Annotated in this window: 21 protein-coding genes and 1 tRNA gene; 10 read left to right on the top strand and 12 right to left on the bottom strand. The window is 77.1% G+C overall.

From position 1 onward, the window contains the following. Positions 1-59: 59 nt before the first annotated feature. Positions 60-914 carry an SDR family oxidoreductase gene (locus ACI78R_RS06750; RefSeq protein ID WP_457040089.1) on the bottom strand — a complete coding sequence of 285 codons (855 nt, stop codon included), beginning with the start codon at positions 912-914 and terminating at the stop codon, positions 60-62. Positions 915-1,027: 113 nt separating this feature from the next. On the opposite strand from ACI78R_RS06750, the gene ACI78R_RS06745 reads away from it, so the two are divergent. Next, entirely contained in the window at positions 1,028-1,954 is a 927-nt protein-coding gene (locus tag ACI78R_RS06745; RefSeq protein WP_457040088.1) for a hypothetical protein, read from the top strand. Between the two features lie 7 nt (positions 1,955-1,961). Here ACI78R_RS06745 and ACI78R_RS06740 read toward each other — a convergent pair whose 3' ends face one another. Continuing rightward, positions 1,962-3,131, bottom strand: a complete 1,170-nt coding sequence (locus ACI78R_RS06740; protein WP_457040087.1) for an MFS transporter — start codon at positions 3,129-3,131, stop codon at positions 1,962-1,964. A 42-nt stretch (positions 3,132-3,173) separates the two neighbouring features. Here ACI78R_RS06740 and ACI78R_RS06735 point away from each other — a divergent pair, with 42 nt between their 5' ends. Continuing rightward, complete coding sequence (locus ACI78R_RS06735; protein WP_457040086.1) at positions 3,174-4,298, top strand: ROK family protein; 1,125 nt, start codon at positions 3,174-3,176, stop codon at positions 4,296-4,298. Positions 4,299-4,318: 20 nt separating this feature from the next. Continuing rightward, complete coding sequence (locus ACI78R_RS06730; protein ID WP_457040085.1) at positions 4,319-4,972, top strand: class I SAM-dependent methyltransferase; 654 nt, start codon at positions 4,319-4,321, stop codon at positions 4,970-4,972. A gap of 15 nt (positions 4,973-4,987) precedes the next feature. Here the strand turns inward: ACI78R_RS06730 and ACI78R_RS06725 are convergent, their stop codons facing one another. Further along, on the bottom strand, positions 4,988-5,194 hold the full coding sequence (locus ACI78R_RS06725) for a hypothetical protein (RefSeq protein ID WP_457040084.1): 207 nt from the start codon (positions 5,192-5,194) through the stop codon (positions 4,988-4,990). Then, positions 5,181-5,708 (bottom strand): DUF1697 domain-containing protein, encoded by a 528-nt coding sequence (locus ACI78R_RS06720; RefSeq protein ID WP_457040083.1) that lies wholly within the window; start codon positions 5,706-5,708, stop codon positions 5,181-5,183. The genes ACI78R_RS06725 and ACI78R_RS06720 overlap by 14 nt, the downstream gene beginning before the upstream one ends. A 104-nt stretch (positions 5,709-5,812) precedes the next feature. Here ACI78R_RS06720 and ACI78R_RS06715 point away from each other — a divergent pair, with 104 nt between their 5' ends. From ACI78R_RS06715 to ACI78R_RS06705, 3 genes are all read left to right on the top strand, one after another. Beyond that, the gene (locus ACI78R_RS06715) at positions 5,813-6,376 is read left to right on the top strand and encodes a dihydrofolate reductase family protein (protein WP_457040082.1); all 564 of its coding nucleotides are present in this window, start codon (positions 5,813-5,815) and stop codon (positions 6,374-6,376) included. 93 nt (positions 6,377-6,469) lie between these two features. Next, a complete protein-coding gene (locus ACI78R_RS06710) occupies positions 6,470-7,906 on the top strand; it encodes an MFS transporter (protein ID WP_457040081.1) in 1,437 nt (478 codons plus the stop codon). Continuing rightward, the gene (locus tag ACI78R_RS06705; RefSeq protein WP_457040080.1) at positions 7,900-8,712 is read left to right on the top strand and encodes an MBL fold metallo-hydrolase; all 813 of its coding nucleotides are present in this window, start codon (positions 7,900-7,902) and stop codon (positions 8,710-8,712) included. The genes ACI78R_RS06710 and ACI78R_RS06705 overlap by 7 nt, the downstream gene beginning before the upstream one ends. A gap of 16 nt (positions 8,713-8,728) precedes the next feature. Here the strand turns inward: ACI78R_RS06705 and ACI78R_RS06700 are convergent. Then, positions 8,729-8,802: transfer RNA gene (locus ACI78R_RS06700), tRNA-Ile, on the bottom strand. A 121-nt stretch (positions 8,803-8,923) separates the two neighbouring features. On the opposite strand from ACI78R_RS06700, the gene ACI78R_RS06695 reads away from it, so the two are divergent. Then, positions 8,924-9,361 carry a hypothetical protein gene (locus tag ACI78R_RS06695; RefSeq protein WP_457040079.1) on the top strand — a complete coding sequence of 146 codons (438 nt, stop codon included), beginning with the start codon at positions 8,924-8,926 and terminating at the stop codon, positions 9,359-9,361. Between the two features lie 22 nt (positions 9,362-9,383). Here the strand turns inward: ACI78R_RS06695 and ACI78R_RS06690 are convergent, their stop codons facing one another. Continuing rightward, positions 9,384-9,842 carry a DUF1707 SHOCT-like domain-containing protein gene (locus ACI78R_RS06690; RefSeq protein ID WP_457040078.1) on the bottom strand — a complete coding sequence of 153 codons (459 nt, stop codon included), beginning with the start codon at positions 9,840-9,842 and terminating at the stop codon, positions 9,384-9,386. A 440-nt stretch (positions 9,843-10,282) separates the two neighbouring features. On the opposite strand from ACI78R_RS06690, the gene ACI78R_RS06685 reads away from it, so the two are divergent. Beyond that, complete coding sequence (locus ACI78R_RS06685) at positions 10,283-11,506, top strand: M23 family metallopeptidase (protein ID WP_457040077.1); 1,224 nt, start codon at positions 10,283-10,285, stop codon at positions 11,504-11,506. A gap of 8 nt (positions 11,507-11,514) precedes the next feature. On the opposite strand, the gene ACI78R_RS06680 is transcribed toward ACI78R_RS06685, so the two are convergent. Beyond that, positions 11,515-12,414 (bottom strand): maleylpyruvate isomerase N-terminal domain-containing protein, encoded by a 900-nt coding sequence (locus ACI78R_RS06680; RefSeq protein WP_457040076.1) that lies wholly within the window; start codon positions 12,412-12,414, stop codon positions 11,515-11,517. 97 nt (positions 12,415-12,511) lie between these two features. Here ACI78R_RS06680 and ACI78R_RS06675 point away from each other — a divergent pair, with 97 nt between their 5' ends. After that, the gene (locus ACI78R_RS06675; RefSeq protein ID WP_073419322.1) at positions 12,512-13,630 is read left to right on the top strand and encodes a GGDEF domain-containing protein; all 1,119 of its coding nucleotides are present in this window, start codon (positions 12,512-12,514) and stop codon (positions 13,628-13,630) included. A gap of 355 nt (positions 13,631-13,985) precedes the next feature. Further along, the gene (locus tag ACI78R_RS06670; RefSeq protein WP_073419323.1) at positions 13,986-14,486 is read left to right on the top strand and encodes a DUF3145 domain-containing protein; all 501 of its coding nucleotides are present in this window, start codon (positions 13,986-13,988) and stop codon (positions 14,484-14,486) included. A 181-nt stretch (positions 14,487-14,667) separates the two neighbouring features. On the opposite strand, the gene ACI78R_RS06665 is transcribed toward ACI78R_RS06670, so the two are convergent. The 5 genes from ACI78R_RS06665 to ACI78R_RS06645 all read right to left on the bottom strand — a co-directional run bounded on the left by ACI78R_RS06665 (position 14,668) and on the right by ACI78R_RS06645 (position 19,896). Beyond that, positions 14,668-16,083: an acyl-CoA carboxylase subunit beta gene (locus ACI78R_RS06665; RefSeq protein ID WP_073419324.1), complete on the bottom strand. Its 1,416-nt coding sequence runs from the start codon at positions 16,081-16,083 to the stop codon at positions 14,668-14,670. Between the two features lie 44 nt (positions 16,084-16,127). Beyond that, complete coding sequence (locus ACI78R_RS06660; protein ID WP_457040075.1) at positions 16,128-17,366, bottom strand: beta-ketoacyl-[acyl-carrier-protein] synthase family protein; 1,239 nt, start codon at positions 17,364-17,366, stop codon at positions 16,128-16,130. 49 nt (positions 17,367-17,415) lie between these two features. Then, positions 17,416-17,655, bottom strand: a complete 240-nt coding sequence (locus ACI78R_RS06655) for an acyl carrier protein (RefSeq protein WP_073419326.1) — start codon at positions 17,653-17,655, stop codon at positions 17,416-17,418. A gap of 76 nt (positions 17,656-17,731) precedes the next feature. Continuing rightward, the gene (locus ACI78R_RS06650; RefSeq protein WP_073419327.1) at positions 17,732-18,697 is read right to left on the bottom strand and encodes a beta-ketoacyl-ACP synthase III; all 966 of its coding nucleotides are present in this window, start codon (positions 18,695-18,697) and stop codon (positions 17,732-17,734) included. Then, on the bottom strand, positions 18,694-19,896 hold the full coding sequence (locus ACI78R_RS06645) for an acyltransferase domain-containing protein (RefSeq protein WP_073419328.1): 1,203 nt from the start codon (positions 19,894-19,896) through the stop codon (positions 18,694-18,696). Before ACI78R_RS06645 ends, ACI78R_RS06650 begins: the two co-directional genes overlap by 4 nt. Between the last annotated feature and the right edge of the window lie 67 nt (positions 19,897-19,963).

The following is a 19,963-nucleotide window of genomic DNA, read 5'->3' as shown; positions in this document are numbered from 1 at the left end:
GCACCGCCCGGTGCGGAGGACCCGCTGAGGACCCGCTGGGTGCGGGGGTCAGCGGAGGGTCAGGGCCGCCAGCGGTGCAGGCCGGTGACCCGCCGGACGGCGGCGGCGGTGACCCGGTGGGGGAGCGCGCCGAGGACCGTGGCGAGCTTGGCGTCCGGGCCGACCGTCACCCGGAACCGCGGGCGCCGGGCCTCGAGCACGCAGGCGACGGCGCGGGCCACCTCGCGGGGGTCGCGCGAGCGGGGCAGGTGCTCGGTCTCGACGAACCGCTCGACCGCCTCGAGCAGGCCGGCGTAGGCGCTGTCGGGCGGGGCCACGCGCGGCGTCGTCTCCCAGATCGCGGTGTCGTAGTTGCCGGGCTCCACCAGGACCACCCGGACGCCGAAGGGCTCCACCTCGTAGGCCAGGGACTCCGCCCAGCCCTCCAGCGCCCACTTCGACGCGCAGTACAGCGACAGGCCGGGGTTGCCGTAGCGCGCCGAGTCGCTGGAGACCAGCACCAGCCGCCCGGCCCGCTGTGCCCGCATCACCGGCAGCACCTCGCGGGTCAGCCGCATCGCGCCGAGCAGGTTGGTGTCGAGGACGCGCTGCCACTCGGCCTCGTCGGTGTCCTCGAAGGCGCCCCCGGACGCGGTGCCGGCGTTGCTCACCAGCGCGTCGAGCCGGCCGCCGGTGAGCTCGAGGGTCTCCTTGACGGCGCGGGCGACCGACCCGGCGTCGGTGACGTCGAGCTGGACGACGTCGAGCGGGTCGAGGCCGGCCTCGCGGGTGCGGGCGTCGAGCGCGGACCGCTTCCCGGGGTCGCGCATCGAGGCGACGACGTGCCGGCCGCGCGCCGCGAGCTCGACGGCGGTCTCCAGGCCCAGGCCGGAGGAGCAGCCGGTGATCAGGACGGTCGGTCGCTGGTTGCGCACGGCAACGTCATCGGCAGTCGCGGGGCCCGTGGCGACCGGCTCCCCGCACCCTCGGCTGCCACACTGCCGCCGTGCTCGCCCCGCCGACCCCCGCCCCGGCCTCGCGTCGCCCCGTGCGGGACGTGCTCCGGCACGCCGCCCTGGCCGGGGTCCTCGGGACGGGTGCCGCCCTCGCCGGCACGCCGCTGGTGGCCGGCGCTCTGTTCGGCGGGTGGCCGGTGCTGCTGCCGGTCCTCGGCGTGCTCGTGGCGGCGGTGTCCGCGCTGGCCGGAGCGCTCGACCGGGCCGCCGGCCCGCGGGCCGAGGGGTCGGCCGGGCGGGGGACCGCGGTGGGCGTCCTCGGCACGCTCGCCGTCGTCGTGCTGGCCGCCGTCGCGATCGCCGCCGACCTCGACGCCGTGCTGCCCGTGCCGCTGCGCTACGCCGCGGCCGGGCTGCCGTACGCGGTGGTGGCCGCGCTGCAGTGGCGCGGGCCGGTGCGGGTGGTCACCGCGCTCGCGGTCGCCCTCGCCGTGGCCGCCGTCGCGGTGCCCGCCGCGGTGGACGGCTCCCGCCGGCACGCGGAGGAGCAGGTGCGCGCGGAGGTCGGGACGACGGCGCACCCGTGGGTCACCGACGTCGACGGTCTGCGGCAGGGGACCCCGCAGGCCACCGGCAGTGACCTCGTCTGGACGCCGTACCGCCCGGCCGACGGCGCCCTCGAGCCCGAGCTGTGGCTCTCCCGCGGGGACGGCCCCGCGCCCGGCACCGGGGCGCCGGTCGCCGACCCGTGCGCCGCTCCGGAGGTCCTCACGCCGGCGGGGTACCAGCCCGTCGGCTCCTGCACACCGGCCGGGCAGGACCGGTGGCTGCGCACCGCCGGGGCGTGGCGCGAGCTGCTCACCCGCGACGGCCCGACATGGGTCGGCGTGACGACGACCTCCGGTGCGCCGCGTGCACAGCTCGACCAGGCGCTCGACCGCGCCCGCCCGATGACCGACGACGAGTACGACGCGTGGCTCGACGAGGTGCTCGACGGGGTGCTGCCCCCTCCGGGGTGACCCGCGGTCAGCGGCGCACCAATGCCAGGGCGAGCCCGGCCGCGGCGAGCGCGGCGGCGGTGAGCGCCAGCGCGCCCGCGTCGGCGACGAGCAGGCCGCCGATCACGCCGCCGCCGGCGATGCCGACGTTCGTCGTCGCGTTGGTGAGCCCGGGAGCGGCGTCGCCGGCGTCGGGGGCGGCGTTGCGGGCCGCCGTCTGGGTGAGCGTCGGCAGCGCGCCGTAGGCGACGCCCCAGACCACCGTCGCGACGACGGTGACCGCCGCCGAGGAGCCGAGCACCCCGATGACGCCGAGGGCGAGCACGAGGACCGCGACGGTGACGGCGAGCGCGCGCCGGGGGAACCGGTCGGCCAGCACGCCGGCGAGCGCCAGCCCGACGGCCCCCGCGGCGCCGTAGCCGAACAGCACCAGGCTCACCCCGCCCTCGCCGATGCCGGCCGCGCGCAGGACCGGCGAGACGTAGGTGAACGCGGTGTAGTGCCCGAGCATCACGACGACGGTCAGCGCGGCGGCCAGCTGCACCGGGCGGCGGCGCAGCACCTGCCGCAGCGGCGCGGGCGACGTCGCGGCCGGCGGCGGGGCGGCCGGCAGCAGGGTCGCCGCCAGGACCGCGAGCGCCAGCAGGACGGCGGCGATCCCGGCGAACGCCCAGCGCCAGCCGACCGCCGTCCCCAGCGCGGTGCCGGCGGGGACGCCCGCGGTGAAGGCGACGGTCACGCCCGCGAGCACCAGTGCGGTGGCCCGCCCGGCGCGCGCCGCGGGGACCAGCGCCACGGCGGCGCCGACCGCGACGGAGAAGAAGCCGGCGTGCGCCAGCCCGGCGAGCACGCGCGCGACGACCGCGACCCCGTAGTCGCTGGTGGCGGCGAAGACGGCGTTGCCCACGGCGTAGGTGACCAGGAGCCCGGTGAGCGCCCGCCGCCGCGACCACCGGGCGAGCAGCGCGGTGAGCGGCAGCGACGCCGCGGCGACCACGACCGCGTAGGCGGAGACGAGCAGGCCCACCCGGTCCTCGCCGGTGCCCAGGTCGCGGGCGATCATCGGGAGCAGCCCGACCGGCATCATCTCGGCCGTCACGGCGGCGAAGACGGCCAGCGTCAGCACCCCGAGCGCCACCGGGACGCGGGCTCCCCCGTCCGGGCGGGCAGGCGCGGTCGTCGCGGGGGCGGAGGTCACCTCCCCATTAGACTCCGCGTCAGAGCAAATGGGAGGTGGACGGTGGGCGCGTTGCCCGAGCGGGCGGTCGCGATGCTCGCCGCCGTCCACGCCCGGCCCGGCCTGACCCGCGCCGAGGCCAGCCGGGTGCTCGGCATCGGCACCGGCGGGGCGGCCGAGGTGGTCGGCCGTCTGGTGGGCGAGCGGCTGCTCGCCGAGGGCCCGGTGGTCCCCGCCGTCGGCCGCGGGCGGCCCACCCGGCGGCTCACCGCCCACCCGGAGGGGCCGCTGGTGCTGGCCGCCGTCGTCACGCACGAGTCGTGGCGGGTCGACGCCGTCGAGCTCGGCGGGGCGTCGGTGGCCGGGTTGTCCGGGCGGCACCTCGGGGAGCCCGCCGGGGCCGTCCTCGCGGAGCTGCGCCGGTCGGTGGGGGACCTGCGCGCGCGGTTCGGCGACCGGGTGCGCGGGCTCGGCCTGGCCGGCCCCGGCATCGTCCTGGACGAGCGGTGGCTCGACGCCACCGTCCTCGGCTGGACAGACGTCGACCTGTGGTCGGTGTGGCCCGACGCCGGGGTGCTCGTCGCCGACAACGACGCGACCCTCGCCGCGCTGGCCGAGTCCCGTCGCGGCGCCGCCGTCGACGCGCGGCTGGCGCTGCACCTGCGGGTCGACGCCGGCCTCGGCGGCGCCGTCGTCGAGGCGGGCCGGCTGCTCGGCGGCGCGCGCGGCGCGGCGGGGGAGTTCGGCCACCTGCCGATGGGCGACCCCGCGGTCCGCTGCGCGTGCGGCGCGCGCGGGTGCTGGGGCACGGCGGTCGACGGCGGCGCGCTGGCCCGGCTGCTGGGCGCCCCGGAGCCGCGCGACCCGGTGACCTACGCCCGTCAGGTGCTCGCCCGCGACGACGACGCCGCCCGGGCCGCGGTCGCGACCGTCGCCGCCGCGCTGGGCCGGGGCGTCGCCGGGCTGGTCAACGCCCTCGACCCCGACGTCGTCACCCTCGGCGGCCTCGGCGCCGAGCTGCTGGCCGCCGCGCCCGACGAGCTCGACGCCGCCTGCCGGGCCGGGCTCATGCGCTTCCGCGGCGGCACGCCCCCACCCGTGGTGGCCGCCCGGCTCGGGGAGGACGGGCCGCTCACCGGCGCGGCCGAGCGGGTGTGGGACCGGTGGTGGGCCCAGCTCCGTCGGTGAGGCGCCCTACGGTGCCGGCCGTGCCCCGCCGCATCGACCCGCCCGCCGACCTCGACGCCGTCCGCGCCTCCTACGACCGGGTCGCCGCGAACTACGTGGCCATGGGTGCCGGGGAGCTCGGCCCGCACCCGTGGCTGCGCGCCGTGCTGGGCGCCTTCGCCGAGACCGTGCGGGAGCGCGGCCCGGTCCTCGACGTCGGCTGCGGGCCCGGGTTCGTCACCGCGCACCTGGCCGGTCTCGGCGTCGACGTCGCGGGCGTGGACCTGTCGCCGGGGATGGTGGCGCAGGCGCGGCGCCTGCACCCGGGCCTGCGGTTCGACGTCGCCCCGGCCACCGACCTCGGCCTGGCCGACGGGTCGCTGGGCGGCGTCCTCGGCTGGTGGTCGCTGTTCAACCTGCCGCGCGACGTGCTGCCCGCCGTCCTGCTGTCCTTCGCCGGGGCCCTCGTGCCGGGCGGGCAGGTGCTCGTCGGCACGCACGTGGGGGAGGGCGACCTGGTGCGCACGCAGGGCTACGGCGGCGTGCCGGTGACCTGGACGACCCACCTGTGGCTGCCCGGGCAGCTGACCGCGATGCTCGCCGACGCCGGCCTGGAGCCGGTCGCGGAGCTGCGGCTGCCGGCCGACGCGTCGGGGCACCCGCAGGTGGCGGTCACCGCCCGCCGCGCGGGCTGACCCGGCCGCGGCCGGTCACTTCTTCTTCTTGCCGCCCTTCTTGCCGAGTTCGCTCTGGGCGGCCGAGCTCGTGCGGGGGTTCTTCTTCCCCTCGTCCTTCGCCTTCTTGTTCGCCTTCTTCGCGGTGTCGCTGCCCTTGCCGCTCGTGCCGGCCACGGTGCCTCCCCGTTCGTCGTCGCCGCCCGGGTCCGGGTGGCGGGCGGTCGCACTACCCGCCGCCACCCGCCCGGAACGCCCCGGTCGGGTGACGGCCGCGCCGGCCGGCGGTCAGCGGTCGAGCAGCGCCGCGAGCCTCCGCACGGTGTTCCAGTTCCGCACCGTCGTCACCGGCCCGCCCCGCCCCCCGGCCCAGCGCCGTCACGAGGGGACTGTCCATCTGCCCGTGCGGGCACCACAGGTACAGCTCGCGGCCCACGACGGCCCACCGGTCGTCGCCCGGCTCGGTGGAGCCGAGCAGCTCCGCGAGGCCGGGCCCCGGCGGCTCGGTCATGAACGCCACCAGGGAGCGCGACCCGTCGACGGCGACCTCCCCGAGCGGGTCCAGGTCGGCCACCGCGCGCACCTCGTCGCGGGTGCGGACGACCGCGGCCACGTCCATGCCGAGGCGCTCCCGGATCGCCTCCTCGACGGCCCGCCCCACGGCGGGGCCCGGCAGGTCGGACGCCAGGACGACGTTGCCGCTCTGCAGCAGCGTCGCGACGTCGCCGAAGCCGGCGTCGCCGAGGAGCGCCGGCACGCCGCCAGGCGTGCCCGATCCGGTCGCTTGACCGGGGGCGTCGCGGCCCGGGAGGGTCCGCGGGGCCGCCATACCGGCCGGAGCCGCGACCTGGGAGGACGCCCGTGCGCCGTGTCACCTACTCGATGGGCGTCTCGCTCGACGGCTACGTCGTCGGCCCCGACGGCGACTTCGCCTGGCCGGGGTTCAGCGACGAGGTCTTCCGGTTCTCCATCCAGGAGATCCAGGACGTCGGCGTCCACCTCATGGGGCGGCGGCTCTACGAGACGATGCTGTACTGGGAGGACGCCGCGCAGGACCCGGGCCTCGACGGCGACCGGCGCACGTGGGTCGGGCTCTGGAACCCGCTGCCGAAGGTCGTCTTCTCCCGGACGCTCACGTCCGTCCGCGGTGCCGCGCGCCTGGCGACCAGCGGCCTGGCGGAGGAGATCGAGCGGCTGCGGGCGGAGCCGGGCGACGGCGACATCGCCATCGGCGGCGCCACCCTCGCGGCCCAGGTGGCCGACCTCGGGCTGATCGACGCGTACCGCATCCGCGTCTTCCCGGTGCTGGCCGGCGGCGGCCTGCCCTTCTTCGACCACCACGCGCGGCGGGTGGACCTCGAGCTCGTCGAGACGCGCACCTTCGGCACCGGCGTCGTCTACCTGCACCACCGCGTCGTCCGCTGAGCGGACCGATGAGTCGGCGCCCGCCGCGCGGTCTGTACTCCTGAACCGCACCGGAGCCGCCCGCGGACCCGGTGCCCACCACAGGAGGACACCGTGAGCGACCGCGCACCCGCCCTGGACCTGCGCTCGGGACCCGAGCGGGTGTTCGCGCACCTGCTGGTCAACAACGTGCTGGTGTCGGTGGTGAACTACACCGTCTGGTTCGCGGTCACCTTCTGGGTGTTCCTCGAGACCGGCTCGGTGTTCGCCACCGGGATGATCGCCGGCATCTTCCTCGTGGCCACGGCGGGCACCGGGATCTGGTTCGGCAGCCTCGTCGACCACCACCGCAAGCACACGGTCCTGCAGGCCTCGGCCGCGGCGTCGACGGCGTTCTACGGGCTGGCGTTCGGGCTCTACCTGGTGACGCCGGCGGAGTCCTTCACGACGGCGGGCAGCCTGCCGCTGTGGGTCTTCGTCGTCCTGCTGATGCTCGGCGTCATCGCCGGCAACCCGCGGATGATCGCCCTGCCCACGCTGGTGACGCTGCTGGTCCCCGAGGACCGGCGGGACCGGGCCAACGGCCTCGCCGGGTCGGCGTCGGGGCTGTCCATGCTGGTCACCTCGGTGATCAGCGGACTGCTGGTCGCCTTCGGCGGCATGGCCGCCGTCCTCGCGCTCACCCTCACCGTCCTGGTGCTCTCGATCGGCCACCTCGCCCTGGTGCGGGTCCCGGAGGACCGCCCGGCGGCCTCCGCCGCGGGTGGGGACGGCGCGTCCGCCGGGGTGGACCTGCGCGGGACGCTGCGCCTGGTCCGCGGCGTGCCGGGCCTGCTGCCGCTGATCCTGTTCAGCTGCTTCAACAACTTCCTCGGCGGCGCCTTCATGGCGCTGATGGACCCCTACGGCCTGTCGCTGATGTCGGTGCAGGCGTGGGGCCTGCTGTGGGGCGGGCTGTCGGCGCTGATGATCGTCGGCGGGCTGCTGGTGGCCCGGGTCGGCCTGGGCAGCCGTCCGATCCGGGTGCTGCTGCTGGTCAACGCGGCGATGTGGGCCGTCACGATGCTGTTCCCGCTGGTCTCCTCGGTGCTGACGCTGACCGTCGCGATGGCCGTCTTCATGACCGTGATGCCCTTCGCCGAGGCGGCCGAGCAGACGGTGCTGCAGCGGGTGGTGCCCTTCGAGCGGCAGGGCCGGGTGTTCGGGTTCGCCCAGAGCGTCGAGCAGGCGGCGTCCCCGCTGACCGCCTTCCTCATGGCGCCGTTCACGCAGTTCGTCGTCATCCCGTTCATGACCGACGGCGCCGGCGCGCGGGCGATCGGCGGCTGGTTCGGCACCGGCGCCGACCGGGGCATCGCGCTCGTCTTCGTGGTCACCGGGCTGATCGGCGTCGTCGTCGTCCTTGCGGCGCTGGCCAGCCCCGCCTACCGGCGCCTCAGCGCGGCCTACGCCGCGGCCCGGGAGGACGCGCCCGCGGACGAGCCATCCCCGGCGCCGGCCGACGACGCCGTCGTCCTCGACCGCCTCGTGCCGCAGGCCGCGTCGTGCTGACGCGGGTGGCCGACGGCGTCCTGGTCCACCGGAGCGAGCTGCTGCGGAACAACACCGTGGTGGTGGAGGGCCCGTCGGGCGTGCTGGTCGTCGACGCCGGGATCACCGACGCCGAGATGGCCTGCCTCGCCGCCGACCTCTCCGCGGCGGGGCAGCGGGTCGCGGCCGGCTTCTCCACCCACCCGGACTGGGACCACGTGCTGTGGCACGCCGCGCTCGGCGGGGCGCCGCGCTACGGGACGGCCCGGTGCGCGGAGGTCCTGCGGGAGCTGCGGTCGGAGCTGGGCTGGGAGGCCCGCGAGGCGGAGGGGCTGCCGGAGGAGATCGCCGGCGAGGTGTCGCTGGACCTGTACGGCCTGGTCACCGCGCTGCCCGCCGGGGCGTCGGAGGTGCCGTGGGACGGGCCGCGGGTGCGGGTCGTCGAGCACCCGGCCCACTCGCCGGGGCACGCGGCGCTGCTCGTCGAGGTGAGCGGGGTGCTCGTGGCCGGCGACATGCTCTCCGACGTCTTCGTCCCGATGCTCGACGAGCCGGGCCCCGTCGACCCGGTGGAGGGCTACCTCGCCGGGCTCGACGCGCTCGAGGCGGCGGCCGACGAGGCCGACGTCGTCGTCCCGGGGCACGGGTCGGTCGGCGGGGCCGGCCAGGCGCGCGCCCGGCTCGACCTAGACCGCGCCTACGTGCACGCGCTGCGTGACGGCCGCGATCCCGGCGACCCGCGGCTCGTGTCGCCCGAGCCGGGCTGGGAGTGGGTGGCCGCCATCCACGAGGGCCAGGTCGCGAGCGTCGCCGCGAAGCGCGTCTGACCTGGGGTTCCCTGCGTGGGGCGGGTGGGGCTCGAACCCACGACCCAGGGATTATGAGTCCCATGCTCTGACCGGCTGAGCTACCGCCCCCGACGTGTGCCACCCAGCCTGCCAGACGCCCGCGCGCCTCTCAGCGGACCCACAGCGCCACCCCGGCTCCGGTCCAGCGGGGTCCACGAACGTCGGTGCTCCCCGGACGACGAGGAGCACCGTGAGCGACCAGCAGATCCCCGCCGGCGCGCGCTGGCAGCCGCCGGCCTGGCACCCCGAGCACGCCTCCGGCGCGCGATCGGCCACCGCCGAGTTGCCGATGCCCGCGGCCGCCGCACCCGCCGCGCCTCCACCGGCCGCCGAGCGGCCGCGCCGCGCACTCCCGCCGCGGCTGCGCAAGCGTGCCGCGGTCGGTGCGGCCGCCGCCGCGCTCCTGGCGATCGGCGGTGCCGGCGGCTACGCCGTCGGCTCGGCCACCGCCGGCGACGACGCGGCCGGCACCGCGGTGGTCCAGCCCGGCACGACCGAGGACGGGACCACCGGCACGCTGCCCGGCGGCGGTCAGGGTCTCCCGGGCGGCGGCTTCCCCGAGACCCCGCCCGGCCTCGGCGGCACCGACGACGGCACCACCGACGACGGGACGGGCGGCACCATCTGAGCCTCCCGGCCCGGCCGGGCGGTCAGTCCCGGCCGGGCCCGTCGAAGCCCGGTCCGCCGAAGCCGCGGTCGCCGGGACCGTCCAGGCCGAGGCCGTCGGCCAGCCCGTGCACCACCAGCGAGACCAGCGTCGCCAGGAGCACCAGCGCCACCACCGCAGCGATCGCCAGCCGCACCGCTGCCGGGCCGCCGGACCGTGCGCCCGCCACCGTCGCCCGCACCTGCTCCCACGCCATCGACCCGAGCGGGCGCCACCCCGGCGGGCCGAGGCGCACGGGCGCCGCCGCGGGCAGGTCCGCCGTCAGCGGCGGGAGGTCGCGCAGGTGCACCGCCGCGAAGGCGGCCGCCATCCGGTCGCTGCCCTCGTCCGGCGTCAGCAGCCCCCGTGCCACGGCGTCCTGCAGCGCGTGCACGGTGGCCGCGCGGTCGCTGTCGGCCGCGCGCATCGGCGGCGCCTGCTGCGGCATGCCCGTCGCGTCCACGTTGCTCCTCCCTCTCGAGCTGGTCCGGCGCGCCAGCGTGCCCGCGAGACCTGTGACGCACCTGTGAGCCGCGACACCGACGCGACGGGCCGCGGGACGCTCAGTGGCAGTCCGTGCTTCGTCCCACACGTCCCGTCAGAACCGCAGGTCACACGCTTGAGAGCACAAGTACCCGCGCCGTCTCCTTGACCGTTTCGTTACCTGACCTGCCCAACCCGTAGTACGTTCGCCCGCGGTCCTGCCGGGCCCTCCCGCTCCTCGATCCCCGAGGACACCGGCCGGGCCCCGCCTGACCGCCGGCCTCCGCGCCGGGGGACCGGGACCTCTCCGAGGCCCCGGCTCGGTCACGTCCACGCACGGGGAGCGTGGACGAGCCGCGCGCCCTCCCGGGGGCCGTGGTGACCCGGGGAGGCGGTCGCGAGGAACGGAGACCCGCCGTCTTGGCGTCCCTGCACCACCGGACCGTCCGCACACCCCGCCTGCGCCGCGCCGTGCTCGCCGCCGGTGCCGCCGCGGGCCTGCTGCTCACCGCACCGTCCGTCGCGCACGCCGACCCCGACGACGACGTCGCCGCCGCTGAGGCCGCCGAGCGGGACCTCGTCGCCGAGGTCGCCCGGATCCAGGGCGAGGTCACCGCGGCCGAGGAGCAGCTGCAGCGGATGACCGTCGAGGCCGAGGCCGCCGCGGACGCCGCGCTGGTCGCCCAGGCCGAGCTGCAGGCCGCCCAGCAGCAAGCCGCCGTCGCCGCCGCCGAGCTCCAGGCCGCGCGGGACGCCGTGGCCGCGGCGCAGGCCGAGGTCGTCGAGCTCGGCCGCGAGGCCTACATGGGCGGCGGGGGAGCCGACCTGGGCGGCACCGCCTCCGTGCTGCTCGACAGCGAGGGCCCCCGCGAGGTGCTCGAGCGGGCCGCCACCCTCGACCTGCTCGGCGCCCAGCGCTCGGAGACGCTCGAGCAGTACGAGATCCTGGAGACCCAGGAGGCGGCGGCCGACGCCGCCGCCCGCGCCGCCGTGGCCGAGCGCGACGCCGCCTCCCGTGCCGCCGCCGAGGCGCAGGCCGCCGCCGACGCCCGCCTCGCCGGTGCGCAGGCCGAGTTCGACGCCCGCGCCGCCGAGAAGGCCCGCCTCGACGAGCGGCTGCGCGCGGCCGAGGTGGAGCTGCTGCGCCTGCGCGGCGTCCGCGACGCCGAGGCCGCCTACGCCGCCCAGCAGGCCGCCGCGCAGCAGGCCGCCGTCAACGTGCGGTCCGCCCCCGCCGCCTCCGGCGGCGGCATCGCCCCGACCACCGGCCGGGTCACCTCCTGCTACGGCGCCCGCTGGGGGACCATGCACTACGGCGTCGACATCGCCGCGCCGATCGGCACCCCGATCTACGCGCCCGAGCCCGGCGTCGTCCTGCAGGCCGGGCCCGCCAGCGGCTTCGGGCAGGCCGTCTACGTCCAGCACGGCGACGGCTCGATCACCCTCTACGGGCACGTCGACAGCTTCGACGTCTCGGCCGGCCAGGTAGTCAGCGCCGGCCAGAAGATCGCCGAGGTGGGCAACCGCGGCCAGTCGACCGGCCCGCACCTGCACTTCGAGGTGCACCAGGGCGGGCTCTACGCCAGCCGCGTCAACCCGGTGCCGTGGCTGGTCGCGAACGGGGTATCGCTCGGCAGCTGCTGAGCGGGGCCTCAGCCCCGGCGGCCGCGCAGCCGGCCGAGCAGGTCGCCCGTGCCCCCGACGGTGCGGGCGGCCAGCGCCAGGATCGGCCCGCCCGGGATGCCCGGCGCCGCGTCCACGATCGGCGCCAGCCGCATGAGCTCGGGCAGGTCGCGCACCCGCAGGCGGCGGCGCACCAGGGCCGCGGCCGGGTTGGCCCGCCCGGAGGCCGCCTCGAGCAGCACGTCGGCGGGCGCCTCGACCACGGCGCCCGCCGGCCGGCCGCCGTCGACCCGGGTGACCGTCCACCCCGGCGGGTCCGCGGCGAACACCCACCCGCCGTCCGGCGTCAGCAGCGCCGCCCCGCCGCGGATGCCGGAGGCCGCCGCGAGCGACCCGGTCACCTCGGCCAGCGCGGCCAGGCCCGCCTGCAGCACCGACGGCGGGACCGGGGGAGCGCCGGCCGCCGCGAGGTCCAGGCCGTGGACGGCGAGCTCGTAGGCCTGCCCGAGCACCACCGACAGCAGCGGCAGCCGGCCCACCGTGGACACCGCGGGCGCGAGGTCGAGCTCCGGGGGCGCATCCGCCAGGTACCGCACGGTGGCCTCGCGGTTGCGGCGCAGCGCGGCGAGGACCTCCTCGCGGGAGGCGTCGCGGTGCGCGGCGGTCACCCGGGCGTTGGTGCCGTCGACGTCCGCCGGCGTCCCGGCCCCGCCGGCGCGGGCGGAGGCGGTCAGGTCGGCCAGCGCCTCGTGGTCGGGCCAGGCGCCCAGGTGCACGCACACCTCGTGCGCCCGCCAGCCCGGCAGGCGGCTGGACCGCGCGAGGTCCACCGCCTCCGCCTGCGCCAGGAAGGCGTCCCACGCCTCCAGCACCAGCGGCCCGACCACCTCCCGGCCGGCACCGGCCAGCCCGCGCTGCGCACCCGTCACGCCCGGCCCCTACCCCGGCCGCGGCGCGGGCACCCCGACGGGGGAGACACGGGCGTCCCGACTGCAGAACGGAACGGTTCCGGCCGTAGTCCCCGTCGTGACGGTGCTGGACAGCGGACGGCGGGCGCGCACGGGGGCGCCCGCCGCGCCGCTGCGCCGCACCCCCGGCTGGCTGTCCGCCGGCCTCTACCGCCCGCTGGCCGAGGACGACGAGCGCGCCCGCTACTGGGTGCGGCACGTGCAGACCGGCGTGCTGCTCAGCGAGATCGCCGGCTGGGCGTGCCTGGTCTACACGATGACCACCCCGACGCCCGGGCACCGGCATCCCGTGCTGCTCGCGCTGGCGGGCGCCGTCGTCGTCCTGACGCCGCTCGTGCTGCTGCTGCCGCTGGACCGCGTGGTCCGCGACCTGCGGGGGCCGCTGCTGTTCTACGCGTGGAACGTCGCGGTGACGGCCATCGTCACCACCGCGGCCGCCTTCGACGGCGGCGCCGACAGCCCGCTGCCGGTGCTCTTCTTCCTGGTCCTCGTGTTCATGGCGGTGGCCTACCCGCCGGCCGGCGTAGTGCTCACCGGCGCGCTCATGACGACCGCCTACGTCCTGCTCGTCGACGGGCCGCTCGGGCCGCAGACGCTGCTCGTGACCACGGTCCTCGCCACCGTCACGCTCATCTGCACGCTGTCCTCGGCCAACCAGTGGGCGGCCCAGGACCGGCAGGTCCTGCTGCTGCGCACGCAGGAGGCGCTGGCCACCACCGACCCGCTCACCGGCGTCCCCAACCGCCGGGTCTTCCTCGACCGGGTCGGGCGCGCGGTCGCCACCCGGGACGGGCGTTCGGTGGTCTGCATCGTCGACCTGGACGGCTTCAAGGGGGTCAACGACCGCGACGGGCACGCCGCCGGCGACGCCGTGCTGCGCCGGGTGGCCGCCGCGCTCGGCGCCGCGGTCCGCGAGACCGACACGGTGGCCCGGCTCGGTGGCGACGAGTTCGCCGTCCTGGCCCTCTCCCCGGGGCCCGCCGACGACGCCGCCCTCGCCGACCGGGTGCGCGCGGCCGTCGCCGGGGCGGGCGCCGGCTGCGGGGTGACCGCCAGCGTCGGGCTGGCGCTCGTGGGCCCCGGGGACGACGTCGCGGGGGTGCTGCACCGCGCGGACGGGGCCATGTACCGGGCCAAGGCGGCCGGCGGCGACAGGGTGGGCGATCTCGCAGGGTGACGGCCACGCCCGCCTGACAAGTACGCAGAGTCACCGGAGCGTCGTCGTCGCCGTTCGGCGACACCCCGCGCGGCAACGGGGTGTGACGGTCGGTCCGGTGTACCGTCAGGGCGGCCCGGAGCCGGGTTGGACACCTCCGGCCGGGTCGTGCTATGGCGCTGACCAGCACTTCCGTGCCCCGAGCGGCGTGTGGGACCTCTCCTGCACCAGCCGCCCCATCCGCACTGGCGCGACCGGCACTCCATCGTGCACACTGTCCTCAGTACCCCTGGTCCACCCGTGCCGACCACAGCCTGTCACCGAACCGATCGTCCGTTGGGGAAGACGAGACCGATCGAGTCGATGGAGGTGCCTCGTGCGGCAACGGTCTACCCAGGGTGTGGTCTTCGTGCACGCCTGCCCGAAGGCGCTCTGCCAGCACGTCGAGTGGGCGCTCGAGCGCGTCATCGGCGCGCCGGTCTCCCTGTCGTGGGCCGACCAGCCCGCGGCGCACGGGTCCTACCGTGCCGAGGTCGCCTGGACCGGTGCCCCCGGGACGGGCGCCAAGCTGGTCGCCGCGCTGCGCGCGTGGCCGATGCTGCGCTTCGAGGTGACCGAGGAGGCGAGCTCCGGCAACGACGGCGAGCGCATGTCCTACGTGCCCGGGCACGGGGTCTACCGCGCGCCGACGAGCGCCAACGGCGACCTCGTCGTCACCGAGCAGCAGCTGCGCACCCTCGCGGCCACCGCGACGTCGGTGGAGGCCTTCCGCCACGGCGTCGACCAGCTCCTGGGCGCGGCCTGGGACGCCGACCTCGAGGTGTACCGCTACGCCGGCGACGGCAGCCAGACCACCTGGCTGCACCAGGTCGTCTGAGCCGGCGCCCGGGAACGCGCAGGTCACGATCCGGGCACGACGACGTGAGCGCCCCCGACACCCCGTCGTAGGCTCGTCGCAGGTCGTCCGGACGCCGTCGGGGAAGCGGCGTCCGGACGGCCTCGACGCGAGAGGGCCCGCCACCGCAGCAGCGGTGGCGGGCCCTCTGGCGTGTGGGGACTCAGAGCGGGATGTTGCCGTGCGCGCCGCGGCCGGCCGGGGCGGCGGCCAGGGCCTCCACGAGCCGGCGGCGGGTGCGGGAGGGCTCCACGACCTCGTCGACGACGCCGATCTGCAGCGCCCGGTTCACCCCGCCGGCGATCCGCTCGTGCTCCTCGGCCAGCTGCGCGTGCAGCGCCTCGCGCTCGGCCGGCGGCACCGCGGCCAGCTTCTTGCGGTGCAGGATGCCGACGGCGGCCTTGGCGCCCATGACCGCCACCTCCGCGCCCGGCCAGGCGAACACCGACGTCGCGCCGAGCGAGCGGGCGTTCATGGCGATGTAGGCGCCACCGTAGGACTTGCGGGTCACCAGCGTCACCCGCGGCACCACCGCCTCGGCGAAGGCGTGCAGCAGCTTCGCCCCCCGGCGCACGACGCCGTCCCACTCCTGGCCGACGCCGGGCAGGTAGCCGGGCACGTCGACGAGCACGACCAGCGGGACGCCGAACGCGTCGCACATGCGCACGAAGCGGGCCGCCTTCTCCGCCGACGCGGAGTCCAGACAGCCGCCGAGGCGCAGCGGGTTGTTGGCGATGACGCCGACCGTCCGCCCGGCCAGCCGGCCCAGCGTGGTGACCACGTTGGGCGCCCAGCGCGGGTGCAGCTCCAGGCCGGGGCCGTCGAGCACCGCGGCCACCACCGGCTTGACGTCGTAGGCGCGGTTGGTCTGCTCGGGCAGCAGCGCGCGCAGGTCGACGTCGGGCTCGTCGGCGGCCGGGGCGAACGACCCCTGCGCGGCGAGCAGGTCGACGGCCTGGCGGGCGGTCTCCAGCGCCGCGGCCTCGGAGTCGGTCACCACGTGCACGACGCCGCTGCGCCGGCCGTGGGTGTCGGGCCCGCCGAGGCTCTCCATGTCGACGTCCTCGCCGGTGACCGACCGGACGACGTCGGGACCGGTGACGAACACCCGCCCGGCCGGGCCCATGATCACCAGGTCGGTGAGCGCGGGGCCGTAGGCGGCGCCACCGGCGGCGGGGCCGAGGACGACGGAGATCTGCGGGATCCGCCCCGAGGAGCGGACCATCGCGGCGAACACCTCGCCGACGGCGTGCAGGGCGGTGACGCCCTCGGCGAGCCGGGCGCCGCCGGAGTGCCAGATGCCCACGACGGGCACCCGCTCCCGCAGCGCGGTGTCGATGGCGTCGACGATGTGCCGGCAGCCGTCGATGCCCATCGCCCCGCCCATGACCGTGGCGTCGGTGCAGAAGGCGACGACCCGCGAGCCGGCGACGGTGCCGCGGGCGGCCATGACGCCGGAGGTGTCGCGGGGGACGAGCAGGCTCATCGACCCGGCGTCGAAGAACCGCAGCAGGCGGTCCTCGGGGTCGCGCGGGTCGGGGCTGGGCAGGGTCGGGACGGCGTGGACGGTGGTGGTCACCGGGCCTCCAGGGACTCCCGGCACCGGGCCGGGCGGGAAGTGGGTCAGGCGGTCGTGAAGACCAGCGCGAGGTTGTGCCCGCCGAAGCCGAAGGAGTCGTTTACCGCGGCGCTGAGGCTCGCCTTCCGCGGCTCGTGGCGGACGATGTCGAGTGCCTGGACCGCGGCGTCGTCGTCGGGGTCGTCGAGGTTCGCCGTCGCCGGGACCACCTGCTCGCGCAGGGCGAGCACGGTGAACACCGCCTCCAACGCGCCGGCGGCACCGAGCAGGTGGCCGGTCTGGCTCTTGGTGGCCGCCACCAGCGCGTGCTCGCCGACGGAGCTGCGGATGGCCGCGGCCTCCGCGGTGTCGCCGACCGGCGTGGAGGTGGCGTGCGCGTTGACGTGGCCGATGTCGGCGGGGGACAGGCCTGCGTCGCGCAGCGCGGCGGTGATGGCGCGGGCGGCGCCCTCGCCCTCCGGGTGCGGCGCGACGAGGTCGTAGCCGTCGGCGGTGGCGCCGGCGCCGGCGAGCCGGGCGTGCACCCGGGCGCCGCGGGCCTGCGCGGAGGAGGCGCGCTCGAGCACGAGGGCGGCGGCGCCCTCGCCGAGCACGAAGCCGTCGCGGCCCTTGTCGAACGGGCGGGAGGCGCGGCCGGGCTCGTCGTTGCGGGTGCTCATCGCCCGCATCGCGGCGAAGCCGGCCATGGGCAGCGGGTGCACGACGGCCTCGGCGCCGCCCACCAGGACGACGTCGGCGCGGTCGAAGCGCAGCAGGTCCAGGCCCCAGCGGATGGCCTCGGCGCCGGAGGCGCAGGCGCTGACCGGGGCGTGCACGCCGCCGCGGGCGCCGATCGCGAGGCCGACGGCCGCGGCCGGGCCGTTGGGCATGAGCATCGGGATGGTGAAGGGCGAGACGCGCTTGGCGCCCTTGGCCTCCAGGACGTCGTCCTGGCCGAGCAGGGTCATCGCCCCGCCGATGCCGGTGCCGAAGACGACGGCGATCCGCTCGGGCGCCACGCCCGCGTCGGCGGCGCCGGACTCGGCCCACGCCTGCTCGGCGGCGACGACCGCCACCTGCTGGCTGCGGTCGAGCCGGCGGGCGCGGACCCGGTCGATCTGCTCGGAGGGGTCGACGGCGAGGGTGGCGGCGAGCTGGGCGGGCATCTCCTTGACCCACTCGTCGTCGAGGCGGCGGACCCCCGACCGTCCGGCCAGCAGCGCGTCCCAGGTGCTGGCGACGTCGCCACCCAGCGGCGTGGTGGCTCCGAGGCCGGTGACGACGACGTCGTCGTTCGAGCTCATGACGGTCCTTCCCTGGGGACGTGCGGGCGCGGGCGGCCGGGGGACCGGCTCAGCCCTTGTTCTTCTGGATGAAGCTGATCGCGTCGCCGACGGTCTTGATGTTGCCGAGCTCGTCGTCGGGGATGGCCACGCCGAACTTGTCCTCGACGGCGGTGGCGATCTCGACCATCGACAGCGAGTCGACGTCGAGGTCCTCGGTGAACGACTTCTCCGGGGTGGCGTCGGCGGGGGCGACCCCGGCGACCTCCTCCAGGATCTCGGCCAGACCTGCCTGGATGTCCTCGCTCACGCGGGGTCCTCTCTCTCGGTGGAGGCGGGGGTGGCCCGCCGTCGGGTCCCGGTGGTCCGGGGGTCTGTGGGGCCGGTCAGGGCAGGACGAGCACCTGGCCGGCGAAGGTGAGCCCGGCGCCGTAGCCGAGGACGAGGGCGAGGTCGCCGCTCTTGGCCTCGCCGGACTCCAGCAGCGCGGTGAGCGCCAGCGGGATGGAGGCGGCCGACGTGTTGCCCGACTGCACGATGTCGCGGGCGACGACGACGTCCTCGCCGAAGCCGAGCCGCTTCGTCATCGACTCGACGATGCGCAGGTTGGCCTGGTGCGGGGCGAAGACGTCGACGTCCTTGGCCTCCACGCCGGCGGACTCCATGGCCTGCACCAGCGTGTCGGTGAGCCGGGTGGTGGCCCAGCGGTAGACGGCCTGGCCGGCCATGGTCATCGTGCCGGTGCCCGCGGCGATCTCGATCGCGGAGAACTGGTCGCCGTCGCTGCCCCACGCGACCGGGCCGATGCCGGGCTCGTCGGAGGCGCCGAGGACGGCCGCGCCGGCGCCGTCGGCGAAGATCACCGCGGTGGAGCGGTCGGTCTTGTCGACGACGTCGGTGAGCCGCTCGACACCGACCACGAGCGCGTTGCGCGCCGAGCCCGCGCGGATGGCGGACGAAGCCACCTCCAGCGCGTAGCAGAACCCGGCGCACCCGGCGTTGAGGTCGAAGGCGCCGGGGCGGGGAATGCCCAGGCGGTGGGCCACCTGCGGGCCGATGCCCGGGATGGGCTCGGTGAGGCTGGCGCTGGCGAGGATCACCAGGTCGACCTCGTCGGGGGCCAGGCCGCTGGCGGCCAGCGCCTTGCCGCCGGCGGCGACCGACATCTCCACGAGGGTCTCGTCCTCGGACGCCCAGCGGCGCTCGGCGATGCCGACGCGGGTGCGGATCCACTCGTCGTTGGTCTCCATGACCTGCGCGAGCTCGTCGTTGGTCACGCGGCGCCGCGGGCGGTAGCCGCCCAGGCCGAGGATGCGCGCGCCGGGCGCGCCGGCGGGCAGTCGGATGCTCACGCGGGGACCTCCGGGTAGAGACGGGCGAGGGGGTCGCCGGCGTCGACCAGGTCGCCCTCGTGCACCAGCCACTCGGCGAGCACGCCGTCGTAGCCGGCCGAGACCTTGACCTCCTCGCGGCGGCTGCGCACGCAGCCCAGCGGGGTGCCGGCGGGCAGGTGGGTGCCCTCGGGGACGTCGGCGGGGCTGACCGTGCCGCGGGCGGGGGAGACGACGACCCGCCAGTCGGGCTGGTGCTCGGCCTCGGGGCGTCCGCGGGCGGCGTCGATGAGGGCGCGGGCGCGGTCGAGGTCGTCGGGGCCGGCCAGCGCCAGCACCTCGACGTCCGAGCCCTTCCACTCCCGCTTGGCCAGGCCCGCCAGGGCGCCGGCCGGCGGCAGCTCGATCGCGGCGGTGACGCCGAGCTCGCGCAGGGTGGTGAGGCACGCGTCGAACCGCACCGGGCTGGTGACCTGGCTGACCAGGCGGGAGAGCGCCTCGGCGCCGGACCCGACGGCCGCGCCGTCGGCGTTGGACAGCAGCAGCCGGCTCGGGTCGGCCGGGCGCAGGCCGCCGACCAGGCCCTCGAGCTCCTCGCGGGCGGGCGCCATGTAGGCAGTGTGGAACGCGCCGGCCACCGACAGGGGCACCACCCGCGCCTTCGCCGGCGGCTCGGCCTTCAGCGCGGCGAGCCCGTCGACCGGGCCGGCGACGACGGTCTGCCCGCCGCCGTTGAGGTTGGCCGCCACCAGGCCGTGCCGCTCCAGCGCCGCCGCGAGCTCGTCGGGGTCGCCACCCAGCACGGCCGACATGCCGGTGGGGGTGAGCGCGCAGGCGCGGGCCATGGCCCGGCCGCGGACGGCGGTCAGCGCGATGGCGGCCTCCACCGACAGCACGCCGGCCAGCGCGGCCGCGGTGAGCTCGCCGACGCTGTGGCCGGTGATGACGACGTCGCGGCCGGTGTGCGGCGAGTGCGCCACCGGGCCGGGCAGGCCGCCGAGCTCGCGGGCGACGAACAGGCTCATCGCGACGACCAGCGGCTGGGTGACCGCGGTGTCGCGGATGGCCTCGGCGTCGCCGGTGGTGCCCATCGTCAGCAGGTCGGCGTCGGCGATCGCGCCGGCCCAGCGGAAGAAGGACTCGGCTCCGGGGAGATCCAGCCAGGGGGTGAGCATCCCGGGCTTCTGGGCACCCTGTCCGGGGGCGAGGACGGCCAGCACCTCCTCACCGTGTCAGAGGAGCGGGCCTCCCGCGCGCTCGGCCGCGACGAAAGGACACCACCGCTCT

The sequence above is a fragment of the Geodermatophilus sp. SYSU D01106 genome (assembly GCF_054049995.1).
This window is presented reverse-complemented; position numbering and strand designations above follow the sequence as displayed.

Coding starts and splice junctions, on each gene's coding strand:
- ACI78R_RS06660 (WP_457040075.1), bottom strand. CDS start 17,366: ATGAGCTCGAACGACGACGTCGTCGTCACCGGCCTCGGAGCCACCACG.